The 13,646-nt window shown below is 36.1% G+C and carries 5 protein-coding genes; 2 read left to right on the plus strand and 3 right to left on the minus strand.

Annotation, left to right across the window (positions count from 1 at the left end):
• Positions 1-300: 300 nt before the first annotated feature.
• On the minus strand, positions 301-1,572 hold the full coding sequence (purD, locus tag OPR60_RS05805) for a phosphoribosylamine--glycine ligase (protein WP_265040224.1): 1,272 nt from the start codon (positions 1,570-1,572) through the stop codon (positions 301-303).
• 34 nt (positions 1,573-1,606) lie between these two features.
• Positions 1,607-2,884, minus strand: a complete 1,278-nt coding sequence (gene serS / locus OPR60_RS05810; RefSeq protein WP_265040351.1) for a serine--tRNA ligase — start codon at positions 2,882-2,884, stop codon at positions 1,607-1,609.
• A gap of 143 nt (positions 2,885-3,027) precedes the next feature.
• Between serS and OPR60_RS05815 the strand changes: the two genes are divergently transcribed.
• Both OPR60_RS05815 and dusB read left to right on the plus strand, forming a co-directional pair.
• The gene (locus OPR60_RS05815) at positions 3,028-4,107 is read left to right on the plus strand and encodes a C48 family peptidase (RefSeq protein WP_265040225.1); all 1,080 of its coding nucleotides are present in this window, start codon (positions 3,028-3,030) and stop codon (positions 4,105-4,107) included.
• 25 nt (positions 4,108-4,132) lie between these two features.
• Positions 4,133-5,095 (plus strand): tRNA dihydrouridine synthase DusB, encoded by a 963-nt coding sequence (dusB, locus tag OPR60_RS05820; RefSeq protein WP_065106682.1) that lies wholly within the window; start codon positions 4,133-4,135, stop codon positions 5,093-5,095.
• 6 nt (positions 5,096-5,101) lie between these two features.
• Here the strand turns inward: dusB and OPR60_RS05825 are convergent, their stop codons facing one another.
• Positions 5,102-13,615, minus strand: coding sequence for a DNA-directed RNA polymerase subunit beta/beta' (locus tag OPR60_RS05825; protein ID WP_265040228.1), 8,514 nt, complete (start codon positions 13,613-13,615; stop codon positions 5,102-5,104).
• Positions 13,616-13,646: the final 31 nt, after the last annotated feature.

A 13,646-nucleotide genomic window follows, 5' to 3' on the forward strand; every position in this document is an offset into this window, starting at 1 on the left:
CCGAGTTAGCTAGTCTTTTACTATCTCTGTCGAGTATTGGCATCTTTTGATGTCTTGTAACGCTTTATAAGCGCGTTCAGCTTATTTAGATAAAAATCTAGATGTAGATGAAGTTTTGTAAAGACATACAGTATCTATATACTGCAAAAAATTGAACATAAGACGCCGATACATTAAGTAATCCTTACCTTTTAATCTGCAGATTGGCGAAAGCAAATACAATAGCTTCAGTTTCATGATAAGGGGGCTGGCGGAGTTTGTCAAGGAAGTTTTTCGTTTCTGTGGGCTACCTGCTTAACATTAACTACCGATATCGTATCTGAAGAAGCCCCCTGGCCATTCTAAAAAATTTAATGCTGAGTACACCTTACTTTTGGCTTCCTCTATAGTGCTCCCTTCTGCTACTATATTTAGCACTCTTCCGCCATCGGAAACTAAGTTACCACTTTCATCCAATTTAGTACCAGCATGAAACACCAACACACCAGGAATGCTTTCAATCTTATCTAATCCTTTAATTACTTCTCCCTTTTGATAATCACCCGGATAGCCTTTACTTGCAACAACTACACAAACTGTAGATTTGTTGTTAAGTTCCACCATTTTGACATTTAACTTTCCTTCTGCAACTAACAACATCAATTTTAACAAATCGCAATTTGAATCAAATCTAGGTAATATAGATTGCGTTTCTGGATCACCGAATCTAACGTTATACTCGAGAAGTTTTGGGCTATCTTTGCAAATCATTAAACCAGCAAAGAGTACTCCTTTATAAGGCGTACCCATGTTAACCAATGCTTGAGCTGTAGGGTATATTATTTTTTGGATAATTTTTTGCTCCATGTCCTTACTTATAATTGAAGGTGATGAGTACGACCCCATACCTCCAGTATTTTGGCTTTCATTACTTTCATCAACTCTCTTATAATCTTTTGCACACCCAAGAGTTACTACTTTCAACCCATCAATAAGAGCAAAAAAACTTACTTCTTCTCCAATTAAAAACTCTTCTATGATTATTTCTTCACCTGATTCACCAAATTTTTTCTCCACTAGCATTAAATTTATTGCTGCAAAAGCTTCGCTTTCTGTATTACATATAACCACCCCTCTTCCTGCTGCAATTCCATTTGCTTTCACTACAAGTGGAAACTTTATTTTATTGCTACGTACAAAATCTTTAGCTAACCCTTCATCAACAAAACACTCGTACTTGGCAGTTGGTATACCATATCGTTTACATAGTCCCTTGGTGAAAGACTTCGATCCCTCAAGTTTTGCAGTTGCTTGACTTGGAGCAAAAACATTTATTCCCTCTGCAACTAAATCATCAGCAAGCCCATCAATTATTGGTTGTTCTGGACCAATAACAACCAACTCTATATTTTCTCTCTTGCAAAATTGTGTAACATCCACTGAATTTTGAATATTTACATCCACAAGAACTCCCAAATTTTCCATGGCCGAGCGACCAGGAGTTACATATAACTCAGTCAAGATAGGAGATTTTTTTAGAGCCCAAAGTAGAGCGTGCTCACGCCCACCAGAACCTATAACCAGAACCTTCATCTTTATTTCCTCGCTTTTCTATATGTCAAAATTATTATTTGCTTATAACAGTATCATTACTCATGTATTTTTGCAACACGTTTGGTATTGCAATCGACCCGTCAGAATTTTGATAATTCTCCATTATGGCAATAATCGTTCTTCCTATAGCTAAAGCTGAGCCGTTTAAAGTGTGAATATATTTTTTCATCTTTTTATCAGTTTCTGAAGAGTATTTAGCGTTCATCCTTCTTGCTTGAAATGCACCACAATTTGAGCAGCTTGATATTTCTCTATATTTATCTTGCTCAGGTAACCATACCTCTATGTCATAAGTCCTTTGTGCAGCAAAACCCATATCACCACTACAGAGTAGCATTACTCTATACGGTAATTCTAGTTTTTTTAATATCTCTTCAACAATACTCGTCGTGCGCTCAAGTTCATCATTTGATTGGTCTTCAGTTGTGATACTCACCAATTCCACTTTACCAAATTGGTGTTGCCTTATCATGCCTCTCGTGTCTCGCCCTGCGCTGCCTGCTTCTTTACGAAAACACTCTGAATACGCAGTAAAACGAATAGGCAGTTCTTTTTCCTCTACTATTTTATCAGCAACCAAATTTGTTAAAAACACTTCACTTGTGGGAATCAACCTCAATTCGTCGGTAGTTAAATACGAATCATCTGAAAATTTCGGTAGCTGACCAACGTTATACATAGCTTCGTTTTTTACTAAAGCTGGGTGATATACCTCAGTATAGCCAAATTCATTAACATGCATTTCAAGCATAAAATTTATCAGCGCTCGTCCAAGCTTAGCTAACTGTCCTTTTAATATCGCAAATCTTGATCCGGAAATTCTTGCTGCTTGTTCAAAGTCCATCAAATTTAATTTTTCTCCCAATTCATAATGAGACTTTGGCGTAAAATCAAATTGCCTTTTTTCTCCGTATTTTCTAATTTCTATGTTGGAGCTCTCATTTGCGCCTATTGGCACATCTTGCGCAGAAATATTCGGCAAGTTAGATAAAACATTCACCAACTTATCCTTTTCTGCTTGTTCTTTTAAGCTAATTGCCTCTATTTCATTCGTAATGTTTTTTGATGATTTTATTTGCTCTTCACAGGGGCTCTTGCTCATTTTCAGCTTCTTTATTTCCTCTGTGATTTCATTGCGCTGCCTATTTAAATCTTGCAGTTTAGTGGTTAATGACCTTTTCTCGTGATCAATTTCTAATATCTCTTCCGCAGTAGATTCTCTAATTCCCCTGCTTTTCATTGCCTTCTCAAATTCTTCAAAGTTCTTACGTATATATTCTATATCGTGCATATATTGTGCTATTACTAACATTGTTACTGTACTTTAAAAGCTCTTAATATTCAATATTTTCTCATACTACTAAAATTATTATGGTTGATTTTTTTGTTAGAATTTGTTAAAATTTAATTAACTTAGCGTTTATAGGATGTAGTATGGGCGTCACAGAAAAATATAATCAACTTAAAGAGAGCACTTACTTTACTGGTGGGAAATTCGTTATCTACGCTACTTGTGTATGCCTAGCAGCCACATTTGCTGTTGGCTGTTTAGGGGCGGTAATAGGATCTCCTCTATTGACCTTTCCACTTGCTATACTCATCTCTAACCCTGTAGTTTGGGTTTTAATGGGAATAATTCTTACAGTAGCATACAAATTAGCAAAGAACTATATTAATGGAAAAAGAGCAAGTCAAGGTGAGCAAAAAACTCAAGATGGAGATAGTGGTATTGTACCAGGAAGTGAACCCAATTCAAGGAACAGTAGTCGTAGAAGCTCTTTGGATAGTGGTTTGGGTGGTAAAGAGTTTCATGAAGATTTGGACACTCTTGTGCATCAGACAAACAGAAAAAACTATAGTTACTGGTTAGATGATAATGACATTACACATATTGCAAGAGTTGTATATGGGTACTCACAAAGTGAATATAGTAATAATAATGTCTATTTTCTTGCCCCTAGCTATTCTAATGGTTGGGACGAACTCACAAAAGAATTTCTTCAGAATTATAGAGGTGAATTCAAACAAAATTCTAAATTGATATTTACTTCGGTTCTTCATATTAACAATAATCATTGGGTAACTTTGGTTATTAAACCTGATGCAGGTGATAAAAAATTTAGAGCTTATTACTGTGACTCATTTGGTAATCAATTGCCAGATAATGTGCTAAATATTGTTAAAAGAGAACTGCAAAAAGAGGAATGGGTATTAGACATAAGAATTTCCCCAACTAAGCAGCAAAGTGACGGGTATAACTGTGGAATATTTGCGTTAGAAAATGCTCATAAAATTACACAAATGCTTAACGAAGACAAATCATTTGACGAAATTGACAAAAAGTTATCAGAATATAAATTTGATTTGAATGAGAAAAGAGAAGAATTTACAAGAGCGCTTATGGAAGATGAGAAATGTAAGGAAGATCTAAGAAATCGTAAGCGTCCGCCAAGGACGAAAACATCTCAGTCTTCTATTTCAAGGGAGAATGCAAGTTTGTGTTACATTATGTAATTAATGAAAAATTACCATTGACCTTATGCCCCTTCAAATAGGAAATTTGACGATTGATTCTCCGGTAATTTTAGCGCCAATGTCTGGGGTGACTGATTATCCGTTTAGAAGTATTGTGAAGAAACTTGGTGCAAGTTTGTTAGTTTCAGAGATGATTGCAAGCAGAGCTATGATTATGCAAACTCGCCAGAGTTTGCAAAAAGCAAAAGTCGATGCATTAACTGCTGTGCAGCTTGCTGGGTGTGAGCCAGATGTTATGGCGGAGGCTGCAAAATTAAACGAGGACATGGGAGCAAAAATTATAGACATAAACTTTGGTTGCCCTGTTAAAAAAGTTGTAAACGGTTATGCAGGATCAGCGCTAATGCGTGATGAGAAAAAAGCCGCTGAGATAATTGAAGCTGTGGTCAAAGCAGTGAATATGCCAGTTACGGTGAAAATGCGCACTGGATGGAACGATGAAAATCGCAATGCCCCGAGACTTGCGAAAATTGCCGAAGACTTAGGAGCAAAAATGATTACTGTGCATGGAAGGACAAGAGCACAGCTCTATAACGGTCAAGCAGATTGGAAATTCGTTAGAAATGTTAAAGAACAAGTGAAAATTCCAGTTATAGTAAATGGCGATATTAAAAACTTGAGTGATATTCAAAGTGCTCTTAAAGAATCCGGAGCAGACGGAGTGATGATAGGTCGTGGTGCCTACGGTAAACCTTGGCTGATTAATCAAGCAATGAACTTTCTCAGTGGAAGTGAAACTTCTGAGCCAACAGCTTCAGAGAGATTAAGCATCATACTCGAGCATTACGACAATATTCTTGAGTACTATGGAAATGACACAGGAATAAAGATGGCCCGCAAACACATAGGTTGGTACAGTAGCGGGCTTCAAGGCTCATCTGAATTTCGTGTGAGAGTAAATAACATGACAGATAGCACAGAAGTGAAAGAAAATATTATTGGCTTTTTTGGTCAAGAGACACACTAGCTGTACTCAATTCGACTGATCGTATGCCACTACGCTCTCTTCCTCACCAGAGTGTAAATGACAACCATTATCCATCAACCATTCCTCGTCATAAGTTTCAATATCAAAATATTTTTCATATTTATCCACATTATCACAAAGTGAAAGTGCTCTGATCTTATTCATAATCAAACCTGTACCAGCAGGAATTAATCTTCCTACTATAACATTTTCTTTTAATCCACTTAAAGGATCACTCTTCCCGCAGAATGCTGCTTCTGTAAGTACTTTTGTTGTCTCTTGGAAAGAGGCAGCAGAAATAAAGGAGCTAGTTTCAAGACTTGCCCTAGTAATCCCCTGCAGAATAGGAAGATAATGAGTAGGCCGTTTGCCAGAGTTACTCATAGCATCATTTTCCCTATCAACTTCCAGCTTGTCAATGCTTTCGCCAACCAAGTACATAGTATCACCAGGATCAGTAATTTCCACTTTTTGTAGCATTTGTTTTAAGATCACCTCTAAATGCTTATTGTCTATACGAACACCCTGCAATCTATAAACTTGCTGTATTTCAGAAATCATATAGTGCGCTAAAGCTTCTAACCCAAGCACACGTAAAATATCATGGAGATCAGGGTCACCATCCATCAATAGATCACCTTTACGTACAAAATCACCTTCATTGACTATTACATGCTTACTTCTTGATACCAAATATTCAACTGGAGAAATTTGTTCATCTACAGGTTTAATTAATATACTGCGTTTTCCTCTACGGTCTTTTTCAGAAAACGCTACATAGCCATCTATCTCACTAACAATAGCATGCTCTTTAGGACGACGTGCTTCAAATAACTCTATAACCCTCGGTAAACCACCAGTAATATCACGAGTTTTAACTGACTCTCTTGGTGTTCTTGTAATAACATCACCTGCATGAACCTTCTGGCCATTTTGTACATTGAGCACTGCACCAATTGGTATAAAATAACATGCTTCAACGCCACTTGCGAGTGTCATTACTTCACCATTATCGTCAAGCAGCACAATACGAGGACGTAAACTAGCTCCACCAGAATGCAATTTCCAGTCTTTTACTACTTTGCTTGATATTCCTGTAGATTCATCCATCACTTCAGTAATCGAAATTCCATCTTTTAAGTCCTGATAAGACACTGTACCAGTCTTCTCCGTGATAATAGGCAATGTATAAGGATCCCATTCCGCAACTTTATCGCCAATTTTTACTGACCCACTCTCATCTACATAAAACTTAGCGCCGTAAGGTACACTGTGCTTCAACTTCTCACTACCAAGGCTATCAATCAACACGACTTCACAGGAACGGCTTATCACAATTTTATTTCCGTTTCTATCTATAATTATATTACTATTGTTTAACTTTATTTTAGCATTAATAGAAGCTATAATATTCGAGGATTCAACGCCTCTAGTCATTACTCCACCTATATGAAAAGTACGCATCGTTAACTGAGTACCTGGCTCTCCAACAGATTGAGCAGCTATAACACCAACTGCTTCACCTATTGAAACAATTTTACCAGTTGCAAGGTCTCTTCCATAACATAAAGAACATACACCAGGACTTATTTCACAAGTTAAAGGCGATCTAATTTTTACAACATCAAGACCTGCAATGCTGATTTGCTTTACTTTATCCTCATCAATTAATTCCCCTGCTTTTACTAATAATTCTTTTGTCACTGGGTTATATATATCATTTGCAGCTGTTCTACCCAGCACAACACTCTCTAGAGATGCAACTATAGTACTTCCTTCAACTGTAGCTCTCACAACAAGACCATTTTTTGTTTTACAGTCATGCTTTGTAACTATGCAATTTTGAGATACATCAACTAAACGACGAGTTAAGTATCCAGAGTTTGCAGTTTTAAGTGCAGTGTCAGCTAAACCTTTACGCGCACCGTGAGTAGAATTAAAGTATTCAAATACGTTCAATCCTTCACGGAAATTAGAAATTATAGGTGTTTCTATAATCTCACCAGAAGGTTTGGTCATGAGCCCTCGCATTCCTGCTAGCTGTTTCATCTGTGAAGTAGAACCCCTTGCACCAGAGTTAACCATCATATACACTGAGTTGTACTTACTATTTCCATCATATATAGATATTGCTTTTAACATATCATTAGCTATCATATCCGTACACTTAGACCATTCATCTATAACCTTGTTATACCTCTCACTTCTAGTTATTAGCCCATCTTGATATTGCATAGAGAATTTCTTAATTTCACCCCTCGCGTGATCAACATGTGTAGCTTTAGTTTCAGGTATAACCATATCACAACGACCAAAAGAGACACCAGAAAATGTGGCATACTCAAAGCCAAGTACCATTAATTTATCAGAAAATGCCACTGTAGCACTTTGACCACAGTTACGATATACCAAATCAACTATACCAGTTATTTCCTTGACTGTTAATATCTGATTTATTAGATTGAAGCCTAGATTCTCATGCTTAGGAAAAATTTGCCATAATATTAAACGGCCAGGAGTTGTACAAACAGTTTTATAGTGAGTTTCACCGCTGCTATTAATATACTCCATCCTATACTTTATACTAGAATGAATATGTAAAGTACCATCACTCAAGGAATGCTCAACTTCACAAAAAGCACCAAAAGATGGTAAATTATCTTCCTTAGGTTCTTGTAAAGTCAGATAATATATACCAAGTACTATATCTTTACTAGGAACTATAATCGGTCTGCCATTAGAAGGACTTAAAACGTTATTAGTGGACATCATCAACACCCTAGCTTCAAGCTGAGCTTCCAATGAAATTGGCACATGCACTGCCATTTGATCACCATCAAAATCAGCATTAAACGCCGTACAGACAAGCGGATGAAGCTGTATTGCTTTGCCTTCAATAAGGATTGGCTCAAAAGCCTGAATACCAAGTCTATGTAGCGTAGGCGCTCTATTCAACAAAACAGGATGCTCTTTTATTACCTCTTCAAGCATATCCCAAACTTCTGGTTTTTCTGCTCTTATCAACTTACTAGCAAACTTAATAGTTGGAGCCATACCATACATCTTAAGCTTTGAGTAAACAAAAGGTTTGAATAGTTCAAGAGCCATTCTTTTTGGTAATCCACACTGATTTAGTTTCAAAGTTGGACCAACAACTATTACAGAACGTCCAGAGTAGTCTACCCTTTTTCCTAAGAGGTTCTGGCGAAAACGACCCTGTTTTCCTTTTAACATATCACTAATGGACTTTTTATATCCAACAGCACCAGCTTTATTTACCAAAGTATTACGACGACCATTATCAAAAAGAGAATCAACTGCTTCTTGTAACATCCTTTTTTCATTACGAATCATAATCTCAGGAGGATTTAAGCTCAACAATTTCCTCAACCTGTTATTTCTATTAATAATAGTCCTATAATGATGATTCAGATCAGAAACTGCAGGACGACCACTCTCAAGCGATACCAAAGGACGCAAATCAGGTGGTAAAATAGGTATAGTTGTAAGTATCATCCACTCAGGCCTATTTCCAGATTTAATGAAGTTTTCAACAATACGCAATCTCTTTATAATTTTCTTTCTTCTTATCTCAGAAGCAACAGATTCTAATTCTAGTCTTAAATCCTTCCTAATTTCATGTAAATCAAGGCGCGTTAGCAACTCTCTTATAGCTTCAACACCTTGCATAGCTACAAAACTATCGATCCCATAGCTATCTTTAGCTTCATTATAAGCTTTTTCACTAATAATCTCACCTTTTTCAAAAGGCGAAACAAGAGGATCTATTACGATATAATTATCGCTATATAAAATATTCTCAATATCTCTGAGAGACATATCCAATAATGCTCCAATTCTTGAAGGAAGCGATTTCAAAAACCATATATGAGCAACAGGAGATGCAAGCTCTATATGACCCATCCTTTCTCTTCTTACTTTAGAAGATGTAACTTCTACTCCGCATTTTTCGCATATACGACCTCTGTGTCTTCTTTTTTTGTATTTTCCACATAAACATTCATCATCATTGACAGGGCCAAAAACCTTAGGGCAAAATAATCCACCTTTCTCAACTTTGAACGTACGATAATTTGCAGTTGAAACATCTTCTATCTCACCACAAGATATACGCTTAATACTTTCAGGGCTAGCAATCGATATGCTAACCTCATTAAAAGGTTGTGCAATGTTAGTGTGAGATATATCTTCAATCACTACATCATTTTGCTTTAAATCTACATTTAAACATAAAGAACGTAGTTCTTTTATCATCACATTAAAGGATTCAGGAATTCCACATTCAAAATTACTGTCACCTTTTATTATCGATTCATAAATCTTAACTCTACCATTAATATCATCAGACTTCACAGTTAACATTTCCTGCAAAGTATAAGCAGCACCATAGGCTTGTAATGCCCAACATTCCATTTCACCAAAACGCTGACCACCAAAATGAGATTTTCCTCCAAGAGGTTGTTGAGTAACCAAACTATAAGGCCCTACTGAACGCGCATGAATTTTACCATCAACCAAGTGGTGCAACTTAAGCATGTACATATAACCAACTGTAACCTTGCGGTCGAATTTTTCACCACTGCAACCGTCATATAATACAGCTTGTCCAGAGTTATCTAAACCAGCAAGTTCAAATAATTTTGCTATTTGTTCATCTTTTGGACCCTCAAATACAGGTGCAGCAACAGGAACGCCATCACGTAATTTGCGTGCAAATTCAATGAGATTATTATCACTAATATTACGAATATCATTACAGATAGATACGTTACTGCCATAGCTATAAACCTCAATCAGGAAGTTACGTAAATTGCTGTATGAACTTTTACAAGAGTTCAAATAGTTCTCTACTAACTCATTCAACTCGTCATTTAGTGCATTCTTATTAGGTGTATTTAAAACAGAAGCCGTTATTTCATCATCATCAATATTTTCAATTTTTTTATTATCAAGGTATGCTACTGCAAATTGTGTAAAATTATCATCGTTAAGGGACCTAATTCCCTTGCAAAAAGCACTTTTGATCTTATTGATCCCATCGAGAATATTACTTACCTTTTCCCCTAATTTTCTACAAGCCCAACCTACATGCGTTTCCAGTATTTGCCCTACATTCATTCGTGAAGGAACACCAAGAGGGTTAAGAATAATATCAACAGGAGTACCATCTTCCAAATAAGGCATATCTTCCACTGGCACAACTCGAGAAATCACACCTTTATTCCCATGTCTACCAGCCATTTTATCCCCTGGCTGCAGACTATGTTTCACAGCAATGAAAACTTTTACTGACATCGACACACCTTGAGGCAGGTCATAACCTTCATGTAATTTTTCTACTTTTCGCTTAAACTGTGCTATTGCATGTGATACTTTTTCATCAAAATCTTTTTTTAAGCTCTTAACTTGCTCAGAAATGGATTGGTTTTTTAATCCTATACCCCACCATTGCTCACGTTCAATAGAGTCAAATTTTTCTCGATCTTGAGAACCAGAATTAATAAGAAGTTTCTTCAGTTCATCATAGAAATATTCACTAGTAACATTGATTATATAATCTCGCTCTTCCTCAAAGTCATTTATCTCTTTTTGTTTGATGAGTAATGCCCTTTCATTTTCTTCAACCCCCCTGCGTGTAAAGACTTGTACATCAATTACTGTCCCTTCAACATCTGGAGATGTATATAAAGAGGAATCCGCACAATCGAATGACTTTTCACCAAAAATTGTCATTAATAACTTCGTTTCAGGAGGCAATGAAAGAGAAGGTTTAGGTGTAACTTTACCTACCAGAATATAGCCTGGACCAACTCTTGTACCAATTTTCACTATACCACTATCATCCAAGTGATATAGATTTTCTTCATTAACACCAGGTATAGCACGAGTTATTTTTTCTGATCCTAAAGGGGTATCATGTACAACACAGTCAAATTCTTCTATATGAATAGAAGTAAAGAGATCTTTTTTAACAACTTCACTAGAAATAATAATAGAGTCTTCAAAATTATAACCTTGCCAAGACATAAAAGCGACTAGCAAATTTTTACCAAGCGCCAACTCACCACTGTTAATTGCAGGACCATCAGCTATTATATCACCCTTTTTAACACAATCACCTACGCACACTAGCGGTCTTTGATTAATACAAGTATTATGGTTAGAACGCTGAAATTTCCTTAGATGATAAATATCTACGTCCAAGTAGTTAACCCTTTCTTTATCAAAAGCACGTATAACTATAGAGTTACTATCAGAACTATCAACTATGCCATCGCGTTTTGCTAAAACTACAGCACCAGAGCCAGAAGCTACAAAAGACTCCATACCAGTAGCAACCAGAGGAGCGGTAGGCTTCAATAAAGGTACGGCCTGACGTTGCATATTTGAACCCATTAATGCTCTATTAGCATCATCATTTTCTAAAAATGGAATCAAGGAAGCTGCAACTGATATTACCTGCTTAGGAGATACGTCAATGTAACTAACTTGGTCGCTACTTACCATGACGAAGCTACCAGCATATCTACAGTATAGCATGTCATCAACAAAGCAATTATTTTCATCAAGCTTTACGCTAGTGTCAGCTATATGATGTGAGCCTTCGTCTATAGCAGAAAGATACTCAATTTGATCAGTAACAACCCTATTGACTACTTTTCTATAAGGGCTTTCAATGAAACCATATTTATTAATACGCGCGTATATAGCTAAGCTGTTGATTAACCCTATATTTTGCCCTTCAGGAGTCTCAATAGGGCAAATTCTTCCATAATGAGTTGGATGAACATCACGCACCTCAAATCCTGCCCGTTCTCTTGTTAAACCGCCAGGACCTAACGCGGATAACCTTCTTTTATGTGTTATTTCAGATAACGGATTAGTCTGATCCATAAATTGCGATAATTGAGAAGAATTGAAGAAATCTCTTAAGACATTAGTTAACACTTTTGGATTAATAAAATCAGATGGAGAAACTTTATCTAAACTAGAAGTGGACATAGAATCAACTATTGCGCGTTCCAATTTCAACAACCCAGTTCTAAATTGATTTTCTATAAACTCTCCAACTGATCTTACTCTTCTGTTTCCTAAATGATCAATATCATCTACAGAGCCTTGACCGTCACGTAACAATACTATTTTTTTCACAATTTCAATAATATCTTCATGCGTTAAAACAGTTAAATCCTCATCATAATTTAATCCAAGGTAAGAGTTAAGCTTCAACCTACCAATGTTAGACAAATCATAATATTCCGGACTGAAGAAAAGATTACGGAAAAACTCTTCTACTATCTCTAAAACAGGAACTTCACCAGGACGCAAAACTCTATATATTTCATATAGTGCATCCTGATAAGACATGTTTTCATCTAAGAAAAGCGTATTTAATATATAAGGTCCAACAAACAAATTATCTATGTTCAACACTGATATTTCATCTACAGATAATAACTCAAGCTTCTTTATGTCTTCCAGCTTTATAGATTCACCAGCAGATAAAATTTTCGTAGAGCTAGCACTATCCATTAAATCTTCTGCGAGGAATAAACCACATATAGAATTAAAAGGAACCAGATACTCTTTCAATTCATTATCATATAGCTTTTTAGCTAGTCTTGAGGTAATACGAACGTTAGCTTTAAGCAGCACATTACCTTCAATATCCATTAAGTCGAAAGGTAGCCTCACTCCTTTAAATTTATCAGGAACAAAAGGCACTTTCCAACCATCTTTATGTTTTACATACTTTATTTTCTCATAAAATCTATCGAGTATATCATTATTTGATAGACCCAACGCCTTTAATAAAACTGAAATTGGCAATTTTCTTTTTCTATCAACACGAAAATACAAATGGTCTTTAACATCAAATTCAATATCAAGCCAAGAACCCCTATAAGGAATAATTCTAGCAGAATAGATCAATTTACCAGAATTGTAAGTTTTTCCCTTATCGCTATCAAAAAATACACCAGGAGACCTATGCATTTGTGAGACGATAACTTTTTCCACACCATTAATGATGAAAGTGCCCTTATCAGTCATCATAGGCAACCCACAAAAGTGGACTTTCTGCTCTTCTATAGATTTTACAACGGTTGCAAGTTTAGAATGATCTCCACTCTCTTTAATCGATTTATATTCATCAAGAGAAATACCATCCTGCATAACAACAAGACGTATAGAAGCAATAACCTGAGCAGAAAAAGTTACACCACGCTTTATACACTCAGATTCATCATACTTAGGATCATCTACCCTACAACTTATAAACTCAATAGTAGCCCTACGCAAAGGATCATTTATTGGAAAGATTGTATGAAAGATAACTTCAAGTCTTTCATTACCCTTATTCTTAGGAGTAAAAGAATCATATGATTCTTTTTGAACCTTAACCAAATCCAATAAAGAATCTTTTAAATCAATCGACCTAGAATAAGAAACTCTAGGAACAAAAGCACCAGAAGCGTACATATAAGAAGAATCAACCATTAAAATACCCCAAACTAATTAAAAGAGCTAT

The sequence above is a fragment of the Wolbachia endosymbiont (group A) of Trypoxylon clavicerum genome, assembly GCF_947251665.1.
GTDB classification, from domain to species: domain Bacteria; phylum Pseudomonadota; class Alphaproteobacteria; order Rickettsiales; family Anaplasmataceae; genus Wolbachia; species Wolbachia pipientis.